This window comes from Roseburia rectibacter, from assembly GCF_014287515.2.
Taxonomy (GTDB): domain Bacteria; phylum Bacillota; class Clostridia; order Lachnospirales; family Lachnospiraceae; genus Roseburia; species Roseburia rectibacter.
Genome location: NZ_CP092473.1, coordinates 3,464,143 through 3,484,811 on the forward strand (window position 1 = coordinate 3,464,143; position 20,669 = coordinate 3,484,811).

Here is a 20,669-nt window from a genome sequence, read left to right on the forward strand (position 1 = left end):
TTTTATTATTTAATTTTCTTTTAAGCGGTCGCAGAGTCCGCTATACCGCTTCTGCTGCGAGGTATTCTGAATCATCTGCTGAAAAGTCACTTCATTGCCGACTAATGTCACACACTTTCTCGCACGCGTGACCGCAGTATACAAAAGATTCCGGTTCATCAGCATCATAGGACCACTGAGCAGAGGAATAACAACTGCAGGATACTCACTTCCCTGCGATTTATGTATCGTGATCGCATAGGCAAGCTCAAGTTCATCCAATAGCTTATAAGGATACTCCACCATTCTTCCCTCGTCAAATTCAATGATCATCTGCTCTGCAAAATCATTGATCTGTCTTATGATCCCCATATCTCCATTGAAAATTCCGAGACCTTTATCCACAGTCAGACCATATTTTGTACGAATTTCCCACGCCAGCTGATAGTTATTCTTCGTCTGCATAACTTTATCCCCTTCGCGGAACACTGTACTGCCATACTCTTTCTCTACCTTATCATTTGCCGGCGGATTCATATAACGCTGCAAAATTCCATTCAGACGCTCTACCCCTAGCAAGCCTTTGCGCATCGGCGTCAACACCTGGATATCATACGGCGTGGCATCTACGAATTTAGGTAGTTTCTGTTTGATCAGCTGCAAAACCACATTGATGATCACATCCGCATCATATCTTTTTAAGAAAAAGAAATCCATGCTCTTATTGTCTAGCACCACTTCTTCTCCATGGTTGATCTTATGCGCATTGACAATAATATCACTGGTGGATGCCTGTCGGAAAATCTTTGTCAGCATGACCACATTGCAGGCATGTGACTGAATGATATCACGGAGTACACTGCCTGGTCCGACACTCGGAAGCTGGTTGACATCCCCGACAAGGATCAGCCTTGTCCCAACGGAAATTGCCTTAAGCAATGAGCACATCAGAGAAATATCCACCATCGACATCTCATCTACAATGATCACATCTGCTTCCAGCGGATTGCTCTCATCCCTTTCAAATCCTCCGCTTCCTTCAGCTCCTCCATTCAACTCCAACATACGGTGAACTGTCCGTGCTTCAAATCCGGTCGTCTCGCTCATACGTTTTGCAGCGCGCCCGGTCGGAGCAGCCAAATAGATTTCAAGTCCCTCCAGTTCAAAATAACGGATGATTGTGTTGATCGTTGTCGTCTTTCCGGTTCCCGGTCCTCCCGTGATCACAAGCAGTCCGTTACGCACTGCCTCTTTGACTGCCGTTACCTGATGTTCATCCAGCGTCATTCCGCTTTTCTTTTCAATTCCCTGGATTCGCTGTTCTATCTCCATATCAGATACATCATAGCTTACATTGAGACGTTTCAACATGGCTGCTGTGTTTGCTTCCATGTAATAAAAGGATGCAGCATAGATCTGCGTCTGATCTTCCATCTGCTTTAATATGATTTTCCGCTCAATCGCCAGATCCATATACTGTTTTTCCACCTGTTCCGCCGTAACATTCAATAATTTAGCTGCACGCGGTGTCAGCTCCGTTTCAGGCAGATAAGTATGTCCCTCCCCACTTGCCTGAAGCAGTGTATAGAGTATTCCACTGCGCACACGGAAATCCGAATCCATGCGTATCCCGACTCTTGCTGCAATCTCATCCGCTGTCCGGAATCCGACTCCATCAATATCATCTGCCAGGCGGTATGGATTTTCCCGGATAATACTGTAAATATCCTGTCCATATTCCTGATATACTTTAACCGCAAGGTTCATTGTGATTCCATATTGCTGCAAAAAGATCATCGCCTGACGCAGATCCCTTTTTTCATTCACCTGACTGGCAATCTCCATTGCTTTCCGGCTACTGATTCCTTTGATCTCCGCAAGACGTTCCGGCTCTTCCTCTATGATCCGGAAAGTATCCTCCTTAAAACGTCTGACGATCCTCGCAGCCATGGCAAGTCCGATTCCTTTGATCGCCCCGGAACCAAGATACCTCTCGATTGCCTCTTCATCCTCCGGTGCTTTCTCCTCAAAACTTGCCACCTTAAACTGCTGTCCATAGGTCGGATGCTCTGTATACTCTCCCTGTGCCTCAATATTTTCTCCTTCTGCAATCGCAGAAAATACCCCTACGCAGGTGATCTCATCTTCTCCGCTTACCAGATTTAAGACGGTATAACCATTATCCGCATTTCGATATATAATGTGTTCCACATATCCTGCAAGACTTTCCACTTTTTTCTCCATTCCAGTAACTAATTTAAAAAATGCAGTCTAACGGGATTCTGAAGCAGAGATTCATTTTCCCATTAAAACTGCACTGATTTATGTACTTATCTGCACACCTTACTTCGCTGCGCCGATTTTACAAAACTGTATTTTATCTGCGCGCCTTTATTCAATATTATAATTACGTTTCATCTGCTCATAGAGCTGTTGTGTAAAACTGGTTCCAACTTCATCCACAACCTGATCAGCAACTTGTTCGATCACATTATCCATATAATAATCAGTCATCGTTGATGTAGAAGAATCCTCTTCATCATCATCCATCAGGCTCTCCTTGATCTCTTTTAAAACCTCTTCCACAAAATATGATTCAAAATCTTTGCATACCTGCATCAGTTCATCCTCGGAAGTATCCGAAGAAATACTGTTTAAGGAGTTCTGCAGAGAGTTTGCCTGATTTGCAGCTGCCGTATTCTTACTTGTATCGATCAATGATGAAATGCTGTCCATGGAAATCATATCATTTTTCCTTTCCTATATCCGCTGTCTGTCCTTAGCGTTTCAGATTATTTGCCTGCTCAAGCATCTCATCTGATGTCGTGATTGCCTTGGAATTAAGCTGATATGCACGCTGTGCGATGATCAGGTTTACCATTTCATCTGCAACCTGAACATTCGACCCCTCTAAATAATTCTGTAAAACCTTACTCTTAGTAAGATTTGCCGTCGTAGACTCATTCATGGCATTCCCGGATGCCGGTGTCACCGCAAGAAGATTCGTTCCTACCTTTTCAAGTCCACTTGGGTTGTTAAACTGGAACAACCCGATAGTCTGATTCATATCTACATAATTACCGGCAGCATTGGTATATCCAATTTTTCCATTTTCGCTGACGATCACTTTTTCTGCACTGATACCTGCCGGAAGATTGATCGGCTGGTTATTGGAATCTAAAACAGGATAGCCCTCATTTGTGCAGAGAGTCAATGTATTACCTGCATTTACAGACCATACAAAATCACCGGCTCTGGTATAGTAAGTCTTTCCATCTGCTCCGCGCACTGCAAAAAATCCATCTCCACTGATTGCAAAGTCAGTAGCATTCTCACTTGCCATCAGTGATCCCTGTGTATAAATGGAGGTGTTAGATGCCACCCTGGTACCGAGTCCAACCTGTGCAGAAATCGGTTTTTCCTCTCCATTTGCACTGGTTGTTCTTGTCTGAATGGTTTGATAGAGCAAAGATTTAAACTCCATCTTCTCCTGTTTATATCCAACTGTATTAACATTTGAAAGGTTGTTTGAAATATTATCCACATTTGACTGCTGTGCAATCATACCGGTTGCCGCAGTATAAAGAGCTCTCATCATAATTCCGGTTTACCTCCTGCTTATACCCTTCCTACCTGATTTACCGCTTTATCGAGTGTTTCATCCACAGCATTGATCACCTTTTGTCCTGCCTGGAAAGCTCTCGATATCGTGATCATATTAACCATCTCCGAAACAACATTGATATTGGATGATTCGATACATCCCTGTGTTACTTTCGCAGTAGACGCCTGACGAACCCCACCATTTACCAGATCATACATATTCTCGCCATACTTCGCCAGATAATTATAATCTTCTATATCTACAACACCGATCGTTCCGACCTGCTGGTTGTTCTGAAAAATATTTCCCTTTTCATCAACGGTGATCGGTAAATTCGGATCTAACTGAATACGTGCTCCTGCATCTGCATTCATTGCGCCATTCTGGTTTAACACATAATCGCCATCTTTCGTGACAAGATAACCTGCTGTATTTACCACAAAAGCTCCATCTCTGCTGTACTTCACAGATGTATTTCCAGCTTTATCTGTATAAGCGATCGCAAAAAAACCATCGCCATCCAGGGCAAAATCTGTAGAATTATCGGTTACCCGGAAATTTCCCTGACTGTAATCTGTATAAGTCTCTCCTATGTGTACCCCCATGCTCATGGTTCCAAGTTTTTGTGGCATACCATAATAGGAAGTATCCTTAATCTTGATTGCAAGTTCATCTGCAAATGTCTGGTTGGTAGCTCCTTCTTTCTTATAACCATTGGTATCTGCATTTGCAAGGTTATTGGAAAGAATATCCAGACGGTTCTGTTCATTGATCATTCCTGTATACGCTGTATACAATCCTTTTACCATGTAAACTCTCCATTTCTGCACAGCTTTTGTTCTTTTTATCACATCTTCCGTGCACAAAGCATATCTTCCATTTATTGTATCGGCAAATCTTTCATAAAATTAATCATCATCACGTTTTCCGGCTAAAAACTCTACGAATTTTCCGGTACCGATCGCAACGCATGTCATTGGTTCATCTGCAGTCATCGTATTGATTCCCGTGCGATCCTCAATCAATTCCTCTAAACCTCTGAGCAGTGATCCCCCACCTGTCAGCACGATACCACGATCTGCAACATCTGCTGCAAGTTCCGGTGGTGTTTTTTCAAGTACGGAATGTACGGCTTCCACGATCTGAAGCGTCGGTTCTCTGAGTGCCTCTTCCGTCTCCTCTGAGGAAACTGTTACCGTTTTCGGAAGTCCTGTCACAAGATTACGTCCACGCACATCCATCGTCTCAGCCTGTGCCTGTGGAAAACAGCTTCCGATGCGGATCTTGATATCCTCTGCGGTACGCTCACCGATCAGAAGATTGTGTTTTTTACGCATATAACGAACGATCGCCTCATCAAAATCATCTCCGGCGATCTTGATAGAAGTGCTGACAACCGAGCCTCCCAGGGAAATAACTGCAATATCTGCTGTTCCTCCTCCGATATCTACGATCATATTTCCACATGGCCTTGAAATATCAATACCTGCTCCGATTGCAGCAGCGATCGGCTCCTCAATGATTGCAACCTCTCTTGCTCCTGCCTGATAGGTTGCATCCTCAACAGCCTTTTTTTCAACCTCTGTAACACCGCTTGGCACACATACACTGATACGTGGCTTGCGGAATGTTTTTTTACCAAGTGCTTTCTGTATAAAGTACTTGATCATCTTCTCTGTAACCTGATAATCTGAAATAACACCCTGACGAAGTGGTCTGACTGCTACGATATTGCCCGGTGTTCTTCCAAGCATCAGTCTTGCTTCCTCTCCGATAGCTTTTATCTTATTTGTATCACGATCAAAAGCCACAACTGACGGCTCCTTTAATACAACACCTTTTCCTTTGATATAAACTAATATACTGGCAGTACCGAGATCGATACCAATATCTGTACTCATCATTTTAAATACTTGCCCCTTTCGTCTCTCTGTTCCTAAAATCTATGGGTAATATTCCCATGTCCTCCCGGACACAGAAATGCCATTAAACCTATTTTTACATATACAGTCCTATTATATACAAAAAATGGGATTTTTCAAAGGTTTTTTTATGGCAGGACCGCATTTTTAAAAAAAATAAGAAAATCTTCATTCTTTTTTATTTATTTTGTTTATTTTTCATTTTATCATCACATTTTCATCACATTTTTATTTTATATTCTAAGAGTACTAGCTAATAAGTCCGATACAAACGGACCCAACCGTCAGTAAGTCTGACGGGCAGTATAATTTTTCATAACTCATGCTTCCCGGTTTTCCGCAAGGGATTCCGGGGAGTACTCCCCGAATGTAATAAGGCGCTGCAGTTGCAGCGCCTCTTTTGATGCAGTCAATCCTGCTTTCTTTATATTTTTACAGTTCTTACATACTTAAGATTCCTGACAGTTCTCCCTGTCTCTCTCAAGATATTTTTTCACATAATATCCCGTATAGGATCCCGGCACTTCTGCAACTTCCTCCGGTGTTCCCTGTGCGATCACAGTTCCGCCACCGTCTCCGCCTTCCGGTCCCATATCGATAATATAATCTGCCGTCTTTATCACGTCTAAATTATGCTCGATCACGATCACAGTGTTTCCACCATCCGAAAGTCTTCGCAGGATCTCGATCAGCTTATGGACATCTGCAAAATGGAGTCCTGTTGTCGGCTCATCGAGAATGTAAATCGTCTTGCCTGTGCTTCGCTTCGACAGTTCCGTTGCCAGTTTGATTCTTTGTGCCTCTCCACCGGAAAGTTCCGTTGATGGCTGTCCAAGTTTGACATACGACAGTCCCACATCATAGAGTGTCTGGATCTTTCTTGCGATTGCAGGTACATTTTCAAAGAATTTCAAAGCCTCTTCTACTGTCATGTCAAGCACATCATAGATGCTCTTACCTTTATATTTTACTTCTAATGTATCACGGTTATAACGCTTTCCACCACAAACCTCACACGGAACATATACGTCCGGCAGAAAATGCATCTCTATCTTTAAAATTCCATCACCTGAACATGCCTCACAGCGCCCTCCTTTTACATTGAAACTGAATCTTCCCTTCTTATATCCCTTCGCCTTCGCATCCGGTGTTGCAGCAAAAAGATCACGGATCATATCAAATACCCCTGTATACGTCGCAGGATTTGATCGCGGTGTTCTTCCGATCGGGGACTGGTCGATATCGATCACTTTGTCTAACTGTTCAATGCCAAGGATATCATCATGTTTGCCCGGAATACATCTTGCACGGTTTAAGTCTCTTGCCAGTCTTTTATATAATATTTCATTGGTGAGAGAACTCTTTCCCGAACCAGAAACACCTGTAATACAGGTCATGATACCAAGCGGAACCTTCACATCGATATTTTTAAGGTTATTCTCCCTCGCACCTTTTATTGTCAGAAATCCGGTCGGCTTTCTGCGCTCTGACGGAACCGGGATCTTAATTCTGCCGCTTAAATAAGCACCTGTCACAGAATTTTTATTTTTCATGATTTCTTCTGCAGTTCCGCACGCTACCACTTGTCCACCGTGCGCACCTGCACCGGGGCCGATATCCACTATATAATCCGCAGCAAGCATCGTATCCTCATCATGCTCTACAACGATCAGTGTATTTCCAAGATCTTTCAAATTCTTTAATGCACCAAGCAGCTTATCATTGTCTCTCTGGTGCAGACCAATAGACGGCTCATCTAAAATATAAGCCACACCCACAAGACCGGAGCCGATCTGAGTTGCCAGCCGGATACGCTGTGCCTCTCCACCGGAAAGCGTTCCAGTAGCACGGGACAGTGACAGATAATCGAGTCCGACTTCATTTAAAAATCCCACACGCGCACGGATTTCTTTTAAGATCTGATCTCCGATCAGATGCTGCTGATGACTTAACTCCATGTCATTCAGAAAACTTCCGAGACTTTTTACGGACATGGATGTAATCTCATAAATATTCTTATCCGCAACTGTAACAGCTAATGATTCTGCTTTCAGACGCTGTCCCTTACATGTTTCACACGGAGTGATACGCATAAACTGCTCATATTCCTGCTTCATGGTATCAGAACCGGTCTCACGGTATTTGCGCTGTACATTCCGGATCAGTCCCTCAAATGCCACATCATAAATACCTTCGCCACGCATTCCCTTATAATGTACCTTTAGTTCTTTGCCATCTGTTCCATGCAGGATCACGTATTTAATCTCATCCGGATAATCCTGAAACGGTGTCTCCAATGAAAAATGATATTCTTCGGTCAATGCTTTTAACACAGCATACGTAAAACTCGACGGATCTGTACAGGACTGCCATCCCATAACCTGGATTGCCCCCTCCGCAATTGAAAGACGCTTGTCCGGAATCATCAGATCCACATCAAACTCCATTTTATAACCAAGTCCGAAACAGGTCGGACACGCACCAAATGGATTATTAAATGAAAAACTCCGCGGTTCAATCTCTCCGATACTGATACCGCAGTCCGGACAGGAAAAACTCTCCGAGAACTGGATCGGCTCCCCATCGATCACATCCACCGTCATCAGTCCCTTTGACAACTCCAGTACATTTTCAATGGAATCTGATAAACGCTTCTCAATACCCGGTTTTACCATCAGACGGTCTACCACTATCTCGATATTATGCTTTTTATTCTTATCGAGTTTAATTTCCTCGGTCAGCTCATACATACTGCCATCTACGATCACACGCACATAACCGCTGCGCTTTGCCTGTTCTAACAGCTTCTGGTGCTCTCCTTTTCTTCCCCGTACCACCGGTGCTAAAAGCTGGATCTTAGTACGCTCCGGAAGTGTCATGATCTGATCGACCATCTGGTCAACTGTCTGTTTTTTAATCTCCCTGCCACACTTTGGGCAATGTGGGATACCGACCCTTGCATACAACAGACGAAAATAATCGTAAATCTCCGTAACAGTTCCAACGGTAGATCTTGGATTACGATTCGTTGATTTCTGGTCGATGGAGATTGCCGGAGACAATCCTTCAATTTTCTCTACATTTGGCTTTTCCATCTGTCCTAAGAACTGTCTTGCATAAGAGGAAAGTGACTCCATATACCGTCTCTGTCCCTCCGCATATATTGTATCAAACGCAAGCGATGATTTTCCGGAACCGGAAAGTCCGGTCAGCACGACAAATTCATCTCTTGGAATATCTACATCAATATTTTTCAGATTATGCTCATTTGCACCTCTGATCTTAATGTATTTTCTTTCACTTGTTTTTTTCATGATTTACTGTCCTTTTCTTATTACATATCACGCAGCATGCTCTTTAATTCCACCATCTTGTCGCGGTATTCCGCAGCCGCCTCGAAGTTTAGGTCTGCCGCAGCCTTCTGCATCTTCTTCTGGATATCTGCGATCAGCTTTGTAAGCTCGTCCCGGTTCATGGATTCCGGATCTTTTTTGAAATTCATTTCTTCCTTTGCTACCTTCTTAGATACGCTGATCAGTTCCCGCACAGATTTCTGGATCGTTGTAGGTGTAATGCCATGTTCTTCATTATATGCCTGCTGTATCTCACGACGCCGCTTTGTCTCCTCTATCGCGACACGCATGGAATCTGTGATCTTATCTGCATACATGATAACGTGTCCCTCACTGTTACGCGCAGCACGTCCGATCGTCTGTATCAGTGATGTCTCCGATCTTAAGAATCCCTCTTTATCAGCATCTAAAATCGCCACCAGCGTGATCTCCGGTATATCCAGTCCCTCTCGCAGCAGGTTGATGCCGACAAGCACGTCAAATACATCCAGACGCAGATCTCTTATGATCTCAGCACGTTCTAATGTATCAATATCTGAATGAAGATATTTCACGCGGATACCAATCTCACGCATATAATCGGTCAGATCTTCTGCCATCTTCTTCGTCAGTGTTGTGATCAGCACCTTATGATGATCTTTAATCTCTTTATTAACCTCGCCGATCAGATCATCAATCTGCCCCTCCACCGGACGTACCACAACCTCCGGATCAAGTAATCCGGTCGGACGGATGATCTGCTCTGTACGGAGCAGTTCGTGTTCATCTTCATATACATTCGGAGTCGCCGATACAAACAGCATCTGATCTATCTTGCTCTCAAACTCTTCAAAATTAAGCGGACGGTTATCCTTCGCTGATGGCAGACGGAAACCATAGTCGACCAGCGTTGACTTTCTCGACTGGTCTCCCGCATACATGCCGCGGATCTGTGGGATTGTGATATGTGACTCATCCACAATGATCAGATAATCATCCTTAAAATAATCCATCAGCGTATGCGGTGTCGCCCCTGCCGGAAGTCCTGCAAGATGCCTTGAATAATTCTCAATGCCGCTGCAGAATCCCGTTTCTTTCAGCATCTCTATATCAAAATTAGTCCTCTCCGAAATACGCTGCGCCTCAAGCAGCTTGTCCTCACCTTTAAAATACCGGATGCGCTCGTCCAATTCCTGTTCGATCGCTTCACATGCCTTTAAAATCTTCTCCTGCGGCACAACGTAATGGGATGCCGGGAACACGGCAAAATGCTCCAGTTCACATTTGATCTCTCCGGTCAGCACATCAATCTCTGTAATACGGTCGATCTCATCACCGAAAAATTCCACGCGTACTGCCGTATCTCCATAGTTTGCCGGAAAAATCTCTAACGTATCCCCCCGCACACGGAACGTACCGCGGTGAAAATCCATATCATTTCTTGTATACTGGATATCAACCAGGGCGCGGAGTACATCATCCCTGTCTCTCTCCATCCCAGGTCTTAAGGAAACCATCATTCCAAGATAATCTTCCGGGCTGCCCAGACCATAAATACAGGAAACAGACGCCACCACGATCACATCCTTACGCTCCACCAGTGCAGCTGTCGCAGAAAGGCGCAGTTTATCTATTTCTTCATTGATTGCCGAGTCTTTTGCGATATAGGTATCCGTCTGAGGCACATATGCTTCCGGCTGGTAATAATCATAGTAGGACACAAAATACTCCACTGCATTTTCCGGAAAAAACTCTTTCATCTCCCCATATAACTGCGCTGCCAGTGTTTTATTATGGGATATGATAAGTGTTGGCTTATTCAGTGCCTGAATCACATTTGCCATTGTAAAAGTCTTACCGGAACCTGTAACACCCAGTAAAGTCTGAAACTGATTGCCTTCCTCAAATCCTTTTACCAGTTCTTCGATCGCATGAGGCTGATCCCCGGTCGGTTTATATTTTGAATGTAATTTGAAATGATCCATGGTATTCCTCATTTCTCCCAATGAATTTTTCTATCTGGGAACATCTGACATCAATATTTAGTATGATTCTGTTTCCAGTATATCATTCAATCAAAAAAATGTACAGCAAAAATCGAACTTTTGTTCTGTTTTTTCTGTAAAAACAAAGCATAGGACATTGTTTTATCCTATGCTTCGCCCTGCAATCTTACTACATCATACTCTTTACGATCTCATCTGCCAATGCATCCAGCTCTGCCTTCTGACCAGCATGCATTGCGGATTTAATGGTAAGTCCGGCATCGAGTATCGTCATATCTTTCATTTCGCCAAGTTTTTCTTTTACCTGCTTTGCGGCTGTTGGTGCCCAGGTTCCATTTTCCATGACCGCAACCGTCTTTTTCTGAACAGCCAGCGCCTTCATATCAGAAAGCAGGTTTTCCATAACCGGATAAATTCCGGCATTATAAGTCGGTACTGCAAACACCAGATGGCTTGCACGGAAGATCTCACTGATCAGCTCAGAAACATGTGTATTGGATACATCGTAAACTGCAATTTTCTTCACACTGCGCACTGCAAGCGCACCTGCAAGTGCATCTGCAGCAGATGCCGTATTGCCATACATAGACGCATACATGATCACAACCGCCTGATCTTCTGCTTCATAAGTACTCCATTTCTGGTATTTTTCCAGAATATACGGCAGGTTTTCTCTCCAGACCGGTCCATGCAGCGGACAGATCATAGCAATATCAAGTCCTGCTGCCTTCTTTAATAATGTCTGTACAGAGGCTCCGTACTTTCCAACAATATTCGTATAATAACGTCTTGCATCATCCAGCCAGTCACGGTCAAAATCAACTTCATCAGCAAAAATATTGCCATTTAATGCGCCAAAAGAACCAAATCCATCTGCCGAAAATAACACTTTATCCACATCATCATAAGTTACCATCGCTTCCGGCCAGTGTACCATAGGTGCCATCACAAAATGAAGCGTATGCTTTCCGGCTGATAATGTATCACCCTCTTTTACTACAATGGAACGTTCTGCAAAATCTGTTCCAAAGAACTGGTTCATCATCCCAAATGTTTTCGTATTTCCAACGATCTTAACATCCGGATATCTTCGTACAATATCACCGATCATTGCACAATGATCCGGCTCCATATGATTTACGATCAGGTAGTCCAATGTTCTTCCCTCTAAAACCGCCTCCAGATTTTCAAAAAACTGTCCTGCAACGGAAGCATCTACGGTATCAAAAAGAACGGTCTGCTCATCCACCAGAATATAGGAGTTGTAAGATACGCCGCGGCTGATTGGAAAAATATTTTCAAACAATGCCAGTCTGCGGTCACTCGCTCCGATCCATGTAATGTCATCCGTAACTTTTCTAATATTATACATATCCGTATCCCTCTCTCTTTCCATTCTATTATTGGCTTTTCCGGTGAAATCATACCACATGCTTATTTGGGTTTCAACGAACAGAATGTGATTTTATAAATTGTTTATTTTCACCGTTTCTCATATCAAAATCTGATTTCAAATGATAAAATACATGTTTCTCGAATGTTCTATCATTACGTCTATACAATAATAGTAATCATTACTGTTATTATAATATCAAATATTCCAGTTTTTGTCAAATGTTTTTCCATGCTACTTCTCCATGGCAACATCCTACAATCCCCCCGACAAATGATGGTTTGTGGGTGATATGCGTCGCCCGTCCAAATGGTGTGTCGCAGGCTTGTGAGTGGCATCTTACGCAAAGCCGGAGTTAATTTTGGTTCCGTTGTCCGAAAATAAGAAAAGCTAGGTCTGCCTGATTTAGGTTATGGCGGAGTGACGTGACCGGCATTCAACGAGCCATCCTTGGCTCGTGAAGCCTTGTTCTGCCATCCGTGGCAGAACATCACTGTGTAACTACAGGCAGACCAAGTTTTTCTAATTTTCTCCCAAAGTCACAAAATTAGCTTCGGCTTTGCGCAAGATGCCAGCCTCCAGGTTATGAAACACCATTTGGGTGGGCGGTTCATCTCAAAACTGGGGGCGTAGGTGCGAATTTTCGATATTCGCACAAATGGAAATATGCTTAAAATGCTAATGTGCTGTATCATTAATATTCAACCTAATGGCTCCCCAGATTTTCCATCTGCTACATTGTATTACATGAATTTTTTCGTAAATTTCCAGACCAATAACACAAAATATTTTCAAATGTGTATGGCAATAAATATGAGCATAGTGTTATATATCGAGGTTTTTGCCAGTGTAATCAAAAATAACTCCCTATTTACAAAAGTGTGTCTGATGCATACTAGCTCATAACTATACGAAACACCACTCTTTTATTCATTTTCTATTCACTTCTTACTAATGGGTATTCATTTTTACTCTAAGTTGTCGTGCAATTTATTAGAATGGAATTTTGAAAGAGCCAGCACCTTGAATGGACTGGCTCTTTCAATGTCACCTGTAATTGACAAACTGGAATTTCTCACTTCTTCATTTTAGGTGCAATAAGCAACACTACTGTCACAAGAAAATATACACCATACAGCAACCACGTAATAGTATTGTTCCATGGAAAACTCATTTCTGGATGGTTCAATGCATACATTATAAATACAATAGCTATAATCAGCATCATCAAACCGATAATCCTTGATAGACTCTTTTTCATGTAAATCATCTCCTCGTCAAATTGTAGTTATCTACGTGTTCCATCATCATTAAAATGTTTTTTTAAAGCTTTCTCTGTCGGATAAATTGATATAATCATAATAAAGCATTGAATTGTCACAAGAATCAACCCTGCAAATCCAATCGTATTCTTATCACTATGATATAATGGAATATGTATCAAAGCAGATGGTATAATCATTACCCATCCTATTTTCCACCAAATTCTTCCGCAGTAGTCATTCGCAAATTTCCATGTATCCATATTTTTCATTGAGCGAGTTGTTCTGTAGCCTGACATACTATTTATATTTTTTGGACAATGTTTCCACATCATTCTTCCACCAATGACCATAGCAATAGGAATTATCAGATCACATATTAACATAAACCACCAAAACCACATAAACAGCTCCTCCCTTCACGTACCGATTGTATAACAGTAGGCTAACACATGTTGATAAAAAATACTACATCCAAACTAATGTCTGTGATTTGTGATTTGTTTTCCATAATAGTTTCCTTTCAAAAATATTTTATATTTTCTATATCTTGGTGTTTGAAAAACAGCCTCATAGACATTGGTTAATGCTTGTACTCATTACCTTAAAATCACAACCTCTTAAAAAGGCTTCCCAGATTATCTGAAAAGCCTCATTGGTTTGTATTTGAATTTGGACTACTTGATTTTCTAATTGCATACGCAATTCGTGAAATGTATAATTATACTGTTGATACATCAGACACACAAATGTAAATAGGGACAAAAATAATAAACTATTGAATATAGTTATTTGAAAATATTTTTTTAATCAGATTCACACATAAAACACTAAAAATTTACGTCCCCCCAAGGTTGTAAAATAAGTTCCCCGGCGAAGGGTGGTTCACAACTTAGTGGCTGGCAAATCGCATCAAGCCGGAACCTGTTTTGTGACTTTGGGAGAAAATTAGAAAGTCTTTGTATGCCTGTTCACAATACAGTGTTGTGCTGCCACGGACGGCAGCACAAGTCCTAATGTGCCCGGACGGCACATTTAGGACGCACACGTCACTCCGGCATAAAACTAAATCAGGCATACTTAGACTTTCTTATTTTCGGACAACGGAACAAAACAGTCCCGGCTTGATGCAATTTGCCAATCTAAAATCCCCAGAACCACCCTACACGAGGAAACTCATATCACCCACAAACCATCATTTATCAGACAACTCATTTTATTACATTCTAAGCCATCCACAAGGTACAAAAAAAGAACATGACGTCTCCGCCATGCCCTTTCTCTTTTTTATATTCATTTCTGATTAGGAATCAATTAGTCCTCAAATGGAATAACCGCACCATCATAAGTATCGTTGATGAATTTTTTGATATCATCAGATTTTAATACTTTTACAAGTGCCTGGATGCCAGGGTTGTTCTGATTTCCTTCTTTTACAGCGATAACATTTACATAAGTTTTTGCTGCTTCAGAATCAGATGTCTCATATGCTAAGGAATCCTGTGCTACGGAATAACCTGCCTGTAATGCATAGTTACCGTTTAATACAACAAATGCAACTTCCGGTGCTACTCTTGCTACCTGCTCTGCTGCAAGCTCTTCGATCTTGATGTTGTGCGGATTCTCAGCGATATCATTTACAGTTGCCTCTAAACCAGCGCCATCTTTTAAAGTAATGATACCGTTGTCCTGTAACAGTAATAATGCTCTTGCCTCGTTTGTTGTATCGTTCGGTACTGCGATCGTATCGCCATCTGCTAACTCAGAGAGATCTTTCTTTGTTCCCGGATAAATTCCGAATGGCTCATAATGGATACCGCCAGCATTGACAAGGTGTGTACCTTTCTCTGTATTGAAGTTCTCTAAGTACGGGATGTGCTGGAAGTAGTTTGCATCGAACTCACCGCTCTCTACTACTTCGTTTGGAAGTACATAGTCATCAAAAATGGTAATCTCTAAGTCCCAGCCCTGATCTGCAAGAATTTTCTTTGCTTCCTCTAAGATCTCTGCATGTGGTGTTGCAGAAGCTGCTACGGTAATTGTGCCGCCCTCTGTTGTCTGTGTGTCAGCTACGCTCTCGGATGCTTCACTTTCTGCTGCAGTGGTGTCTGCAACTGCTGCATCGTTTGTTTCTGCTGCTGCGTTATTATCTGCAGCTGCATTGCCTGCTGTGTTGCTGCTGCCGCATCCTGCGAATGCAGATACAGCTAAAACGCCTGCTAAGATTGTGGTAAGTACTCTTTTTTTCATAATATAATCCTCCTTGTTTTTCGAAGAAAAATGCGACTGCCCTTGCAGGAGCAGAGGATTTTCCTCCTAAATTTATAATAATGTGAAAAACATTGTTTACGTTTATTTTCTGCGATCTAAATTGCTCGCAAGTTTCATACCGATCGTCTGGAATATCTGGAATAAGATTACCAGTAAAATAACGGTTACGATCATAATATCTGTCTGCCATCTGGTATAACCATAGCGGATTGCGATATCTCCAAGTCCGCCTCCACCGACAGTTCCAGCCATTGCAGAATATCCTAAAATGGTTCCAAGTGAAATGGTTGCCCCTACGATCAGGGATGTGCGTGCTTCCACTAACATAACTTTTGTCACAATCGTAAAATTAGAAGCCCCCATGGAACGTGCTGCCTCAATGACACCTGCGTCCACTTCTTTTAAAGAAGATTCAACCATTCGTGCAATATATGGTGCTGCTGCTATGACAAGCGGAACGATCGTCGCCGTCGGTCCATAGCTTCTTCCGATCAGAAATCTCGTAAACGGAATCAGCACGATCAGTAAAATTAAAAACGGTACGCTTCGGATCAGGTTTGCAATGACATCTAATACCTTGTAAACTGCTGCATTCGGATGGATTCCATCTTTGTCAGTGACCGTTAACAGGATTCCCATCGGAAGTCCGATCACATAACCGATCAGCGTAGATGTCAACGTCATATAAAGTGTGTCTTTGATACCCTCTAACAGCATCATGATAATCTGCTCATTCCACATCTTCGGTCACCTCCTCAACTGCAAGTCCTTTTTCTTTTAAATATTCCTCGATATCTACCTGTAAATGTCTGTCCTCCGGAAGTCCTAAGATCATCTCTCCCTTTGCAACACCACCGACATTCTTGGTGTCTGCCCTTAAAATATTTACCGGCGTTTTAAACTGTAAGATCATATTTGCAATGACCGGTTCAAATGCGGAATTCTCTGAAAAGACGACCCTGATCTTTTTATCCCCCTGCATGCGCTCCTGAACTGCACCCGCTAACGGTGCATTGTTATTGCCAGGCTGATCTCTTAGGATCAGTTCTTTTGCAGCTTTTGATTTTGGATGGGAAAAAATATCCTCTACCAGTCCGTCTTCCACAAGGATACCGTGTTCAATGATCGCCACATGACTGCAGATCTCACGGATCACTGACATCTGATGTGTGATGATCACGATCGTAATGCCAAGTTTTTCATTGATCTCCTTTAAAAGTGAAAGAATGGAAGCGGTTGTCTGTGGATCTAAGGCACTGGTTGCCTCATCACAAAGTAAGATCTTCGGATCCGAAGCAAGTGCTCTTGCGATCGCAACTCTCTGTCTCTGTCCTCCGGAAAGCTGTGCCGGATACGCTTTTTCCTTTTCGGAAAGCCCGACCGTCTTTAAAAGCTCTCTCGCTCTTTCCCGCGCCTCTTTCTTTTTCTTTCCCTGGATCTGCATCGGGAAACATACATTGTCAAGTACACTCTTTTGCATCAGAAGGTTAAAATTCTGAAAAATCATCGCAATATCGCTGCGCTGCCCTCTTAATTCCTTCTCTGTCAATGCTCCTAATTCCTGACCCTCGATCAGCACCTGACCTTCTGTCGGTTTCTCTAAGAAATTTAAGCATCGTACCAGTGTACTTTTTCCAGCTCCCGACATACCGATGATTCCGTAGATATCGCCCTGCTCCACCGTCAGATTGATATCACTTAATGCCTCAACGGTCACTCCCTTTTGTTCAAACTTTTTATAGAGATGTCTGACCTCAATTGCTGCCATACATGTTCTCCTTTCTTCCTGCCCTATGTGAGCACCTGTGTGTGCTCCGCGCTCCATCTTATCACAAATCTGGCATTAAGGCAAAAAAACAGATGCTCCCTCGCGGAAACATCTGTTTTACATTTTCTATCAACGCATAAAATCAGATATCTTCCCGCACACGAAATCGTCCCATACAGCACATACACATCATGCCGCACATGGATCCTGTCATCATCATTTTGTCTGCTGTTGTATAGGTCTTAATTTCTGTACGCATATCTGATCTCTCCTTTCTCCTACTGCTCTGTCTTGATTTGATAGTCCTTATTATAACAGGTAGTTACAGAAAGTGTTAATATTGGAAACCTTGAGTTGGTTATAGGTTTCGCCTATAGCTGATCACATCACATTTTCCCTGTATTTTTTTAATTCTCCGATATAGATCTCCCCGATATGGCTGACTTTTGCCCCTTTCCGCTTCACATAGCCAATGCGCATTTTCTCCGTTTCCTTTAACGGGATTGCCATATAGTCACTGCCGTTTAGTTCCTCACAGATAATTCCGGAACAGAGCGTATAGGCATTTAATCCAATCATCAGATTCAGAAGCGTGGCACGGTCATTTGCCTTAATGAGTCTTTTATAATCATAAGTGCTTTTCATTTCCTCCGCCAGATAAAGGGAATGATGCTCTCCCTGATCAAAAGAAAGACACGGATATGCATCCAGCTCCTCCATCGATATCTCTCCTTTTTTTGCCAGCGGATGTCCCGACCAGAGATAAACATAAGTATCACAGGAAAACAGTTCGATAAATTCCAGTCCATGTTCCCTGATGATCTTATTCATGACTTTTTCATTGAAATCATTCAGATATAAAACCCCGATCTCACTGCGAAAATTCTTTACATTTTCAAGCACATCATATGTCGTTGTCTCATGGACTGCAAATTCATACCGTTCCATTCCAGCCTGTTTTACCGTCTCCACGAATGCCTTGACTGCAAACGTATAATGCTGCATGGATACACTGAACTTTTCTTTAACCTGTTTATCAATATAGCGGGTAGTAAGCAGATGAAACTGCTCCGTAACCTGTCTTGCATATCCTAAAAACTCTTCCCCTTCCGGTGTCACAAGAATTCCACGGTTAGAACGCACAAAAAGATCAAATCCGATCTCTGTCTCTAATTCCCGGATCGTCTCTGACAGACTCGGCTGGGAGAGAAATAACGTTTTTGCCGCCTCGTTCATCGATCCACAGTCCGCGATCGTCAAAGCGTATTTTAACTGCTGCAGTGTCATACTAATCCTCATTCCTGCGTGTGAAAAATATTTTTCACACTAATCTGTATTTTCCTGTTTTAAATATCTCTTCTTACTGGAAAAACCTCTTCCGGACACTTCACTGACTTTATTGATAATCACAAAGGCATCCGGGTCTACTTCATGGATCAGTTTTTCCGTTCTGGCAAGCTCACGCATAGATACCACAGTCAGAAGCATCATTGTATTGTTTCTTAAAAATCCGGTCTCACTGTTTAACAGCGTCACACCGCGGTCGATATCATTTAACACTGCCGTGCGGATCTCATCAATATGGCTGCTGACAACCTTGATCTGCATTTTTGCAGTACCAAGCATCAGACATTTATCCAGTACTGCACTGTATACGATCACAAGCAGGATACCGTAAAGCACCTGCTCTCCACTGCTGTGAAATACCTGAAGCAGTAAGATCAGCATATCAAATACATAAACAGAACTTGAAACCGGGATCTTAAAATACTTATTTAAGATCAAAGGCGGGATATCCATACCTCCTGTGGAAGCTCCCATTCTGATGACAAGTCCGATCGCTGCCCCGATACAGATACCTCCAAAGACCGTGCAAAGGATCAGATCATCTGTGATACGGTAACCACCAAGCAGTCTCGTGATCAATTCGAGTGCGATCGGGTAACTGAACGTACTCACGACCGTATTTGCCGCAAATTTCCATCCAAATGCAAAAAAACCGATCAGAAACATAATCGTATTAAACACAAGCACAAACACGGTGACCGGTGTGTGAAAAACATCATTGACAAACAATGCGATACCTGTCGTTCCACCTGTGATAAGCCGCTTGGTAAAATAAACATTGCAATTCCAAACGCATAAATACAGTTTCCAAATATTACGATGAGCGTTTCCACTACTCTTTTTAAAATCTGCTTCATAAAAATCCTCATTTCTGCATGTGAAAAATCTTATTCTTCGCGATCTTCATCCATGACATCTTCTTCGTATTCGTCATATGCTCTCTGATGTCTCTTTTTACTGCGGTTTTGATCCTGATGTGTCGTATCACGGATCAGACTTAAGATTCCCTTGTAAATCTCACGTATAATCGCAAAGACAAAAAACATCACAATAAACCCGACTACACCAAAGACAATATCTGCAAACTCCATATTACCGGTGTTCGTTACCTTCTGACCGATCTCGATCGCAAACGTGATCACGATGATCAGCGTAAAAACATAAATCCATGCGATCACCATGACATGATCGTGTTTTGCAAGCCATTTAAAAACCGGATACACCACAAAAATAAACATCATTCCCAAAATTCCAATGACCAAAAAATGCAGTTCCTTGTCGCTGAAATTGTATTCATATGCATCGTTTAAACGAAGCAGATAACTGTGTATCTTTGCGAGCAGTTCCACGATACCATAAAGTAATTCTTTCATAAAAATCTCCATTCTTGCGCTGTCTTTTGCGCATATCAAGTTTGTGTGTAAGCACAAATCTTGTGTGTGAAATATCTTATTTTCACACTGATCTCTTTCTGCCGGAAATTATCGTAATATATCTTTTTTAATTTGTAAAGGCAGAATCCTGCCCGGAGGGCTTTTTATATAATAGGGTATTTCAACGAATTTTGCTATTACATAAAAATACCCGGAATCCTAAGACTCCGGGTATCTCTCATCTACTTTGTAACCACTCATCAATATACATGTTTCTTTGACTTATGTGTCTCTCTTGCCTCTTCTACTGCGGCATGATCTGCAATATTGATCTTGGCTGCCACCTTTTTCTTTTTTAATGGATGTTTTGGATTCTTATCTGACATACTATACGCTTCCTTTCTGCATATCA

16 protein-coding genes and 1 pseudogene are annotated in these 20,669 nt (G+C 42.2%); all 17 read right to left on the reverse strand.

Annotated elements, in window-relative coordinates:
- Window positions 1-9: 9 nt before the first annotated feature.
- Complete coding sequence (gene recD2, locus H8S51_RS15815) at window positions 10-2,223, reverse strand: SF1B family DNA helicase RecD2 (protein ID WP_186899898.1); 2,214 nt, start codon at window positions 2,221-2,223, stop codon at window positions 10-12.
- Between the two features lie 147 nt (window positions 2,224-2,370).
- Window positions 2,371-2,724, reverse strand: a complete 354-nt coding sequence (locus tag H8S51_RS15820; RefSeq protein WP_117920360.1) for a hypothetical protein — start codon at window positions 2,722-2,724, stop codon at window positions 2,371-2,373.
- Window positions 2,725-2,758: 34 nt separating this feature from the next.
- The gene (locus H8S51_RS15825) at window positions 2,759-3,577 is read right to left on the reverse strand and encodes a flagellar hook-basal body protein (protein WP_117920358.1); all 819 of its coding nucleotides are present in this window, start codon (window positions 3,575-3,577) and stop codon (window positions 2,759-2,761) included.
- Between the two features lie 20 nt (window positions 3,578-3,597).
- Window positions 3,598-4,392, reverse strand: coding sequence for a flagellar hook-basal body protein (locus tag H8S51_RS15830; RefSeq protein WP_186899899.1), 795 nt, complete (start codon window positions 4,390-4,392; stop codon window positions 3,598-3,600).
- A gap of 99 nt (window positions 4,393-4,491) precedes the next feature.
- Window positions 4,492-5,487 (reverse strand): rod shape-determining protein, encoded by a 996-nt coding sequence (gene mreB / locus H8S51_RS15835; RefSeq protein ID WP_117920356.1) that lies wholly within the window; start codon window positions 5,485-5,487, stop codon window positions 4,492-4,494.
- A gap of 467 nt (window positions 5,488-5,954) precedes the next feature.
- Window positions 5,955-8,819, reverse strand: a complete 2,865-nt coding sequence (gene uvrA, locus H8S51_RS15840) for an excinuclease ABC subunit UvrA (RefSeq protein ID WP_117920355.1) — start codon at window positions 8,817-8,819, stop codon at window positions 5,955-5,957.
- Between the two features lie 20 nt (window positions 8,820-8,839).
- Window positions 8,840-10,822 carry an excinuclease ABC subunit UvrB gene (uvrB, locus tag H8S51_RS15845; protein WP_117920353.1) on the reverse strand — a complete coding sequence of 661 codons (1,983 nt, stop codon included), beginning with the start codon at window positions 10,820-10,822 and terminating at the stop codon, window positions 8,840-8,842.
- 190 nt (window positions 10,823-11,012) lie between these two features.
- Window positions 11,013-12,215, reverse strand: a complete 1,203-nt coding sequence (locus tag H8S51_RS15850) for an FprA family A-type flavoprotein (protein ID WP_186899900.1) — start codon at window positions 12,213-12,215, stop codon at window positions 11,013-11,015.
- Between the two features lie 1,096 nt (window positions 12,216-13,311).
- Window positions 13,312-13,497 (reverse strand): hypothetical protein, encoded by a 186-nt coding sequence (locus H8S51_RS15855; protein ID WP_117920349.1) that lies wholly within the window; start codon window positions 13,495-13,497, stop codon window positions 13,312-13,314.
- Window positions 13,498-13,524: 27 nt separating this feature from the next.
- Complete coding sequence (locus H8S51_RS15860; RefSeq protein ID WP_117920347.1) at window positions 13,525-13,902, reverse strand: SdpI family protein; 378 nt, start codon at window positions 13,900-13,902, stop codon at window positions 13,525-13,527.
- Window positions 13,903-14,812: 910 nt separating this feature from the next.
- A complete protein-coding gene (locus H8S51_RS15865; protein WP_117920345.1) occupies window positions 14,813-15,748 on the reverse strand; it encodes a MetQ/NlpA family ABC transporter substrate-binding protein in 936 nt (311 codons plus the stop codon).
- Window positions 15,749-15,850: 102 nt separating this feature from the next.
- Window positions 15,851-16,510, reverse strand: a complete 660-nt coding sequence (locus H8S51_RS15870; protein ID WP_015521960.1) for a methionine ABC transporter permease — start codon at window positions 16,508-16,510, stop codon at window positions 15,851-15,853.
- Complete coding sequence (locus H8S51_RS15875; protein ID WP_186899901.1) at window positions 16,500-17,537, reverse strand: methionine ABC transporter ATP-binding protein; 1,038 nt, start codon at window positions 17,535-17,537, stop codon at window positions 16,500-16,502. The genes H8S51_RS15870 and H8S51_RS15875 overlap by 11 nt, the downstream gene beginning before the upstream one ends.
- Before the next feature lie 381 nt (window positions 17,538-17,918).
- Window positions 17,919-18,824 (reverse strand): LysR family transcriptional regulator, encoded by a 906-nt coding sequence (locus H8S51_RS15880; RefSeq protein ID WP_117920340.1) that lies wholly within the window; start codon window positions 18,822-18,824, stop codon window positions 17,919-17,921.
- A gap of 39 nt (window positions 18,825-18,863) precedes the next feature.
- Window positions 18,864-19,753 (reverse strand): annotated as a pseudogene (locus H8S51_RS15885) (YitT family protein).
- A gap of 18 nt (window positions 19,754-19,771) precedes the next feature.
- Window positions 19,772-20,257 (reverse strand): VanZ family protein, encoded by a 486-nt coding sequence (locus H8S51_RS15890; protein WP_117920502.1) that lies wholly within the window; start codon window positions 20,255-20,257, stop codon window positions 19,772-19,774.
- Between the two features lie 260 nt (window positions 20,258-20,517).
- Entirely contained in the window at window positions 20,518-20,643 is a 126-nt protein-coding gene (locus H8S51_RS18140; RefSeq protein ID WP_256451903.1) for a hypothetical protein, read from the reverse strand.
- Between the last annotated feature and the right edge of the window lie 26 nt (window positions 20,644-20,669).

Coding starts and splice junctions, on each gene's coding strand:
- recD2 (WP_186899898.1), bottom strand. CDS start 2,223: ATGGAGAAAAAAGTGGAAAGTCTTGCAGGATATGTGGAACACATTATA.
- H8S51_RS15820 (WP_117920360.1), bottom strand. CDS start 2,724: ATGATTTCCATGGACAGCATTTCATCATTGATCGATACAAGTAAGAAT.
- H8S51_RS15825 (WP_117920358.1), bottom strand. CDS start 3,577: ATGATGAGAGCTCTTTATACTGCGGCAACCGGTATGATTGCACAGCAG.
- H8S51_RS15830 (WP_186899899.1), bottom strand. CDS start 4,392: ATGGTAAAAGGATTGTATACAGCGTATACAGGAATGATCAATGAACAG.
- mreB (WP_117920356.1), bottom strand. CDS start 5,487: ATGATGAGTACAGATATTGGTATCGATCTCGGTACTGCCAGTATATTA.
- uvrA (WP_117920355.1), bottom strand. CDS start 8,819: ATGAAAAAAACAAGTGAAAGAAAATACATTAAGATCAGAGGTGCAAAT.
- uvrB (WP_117920353.1), bottom strand. CDS start 10,822: ATGGATCATTTCAAATTACATTCAAAATATAAACCGACCGGGGATCAG.
- H8S51_RS15850 (WP_186899900.1), bottom strand. CDS start 12,215: ATGTATAATATTAGAAAAGTTACGGATGACATTACATGGATCGGAGCG.
- H8S51_RS15855 (WP_117920349.1), bottom strand. CDS start 13,497: ATGAAAAAGAGTCTATCAAGGATTATCGGTTTGATGATGCTGATTATA.
- H8S51_RS15860 (WP_117920347.1), bottom strand. CDS start 13,902: ATGTGGTTTTGGTGGTTTATGTTAATATGTGATCTGATAATTCCTATT.
- H8S51_RS15865 (WP_117920345.1), bottom strand. CDS start 15,748: ATGAAAAAAAGAGTACTTACCACAATCTTAGCAGGCGTTTTAGCTGTA.
- H8S51_RS15870 (WP_015521960.1), bottom strand. CDS start 16,510: ATGTGGAATGAGCAGATTATCATGATGCTGTTAGAGGGTATCAAAGAC.
- H8S51_RS15875 (WP_186899901.1), bottom strand. CDS start 17,537: ATGGCAGCAATTGAGGTCAGACATCTCTATAAAAAGTTTGAACAAAAG.
- H8S51_RS15880 (WP_117920340.1), bottom strand. CDS start 18,824: ATGACACTGCAGCAGTTAAAATACGCTTTGACGATCGCGGACTGTGGA.
- H8S51_RS15890 (WP_117920502.1), bottom strand. CDS start 20,257: ATGAAAGAATTACTTTATGGTATCGTGGAACTGCTCGCAAAGATACAC.
- H8S51_RS18140 (WP_256451903.1), bottom strand. CDS start 20,643: ATGTCAGATAAGAATCCAAAACATCCATTAAAAAAGAAAAAGGTGGCA.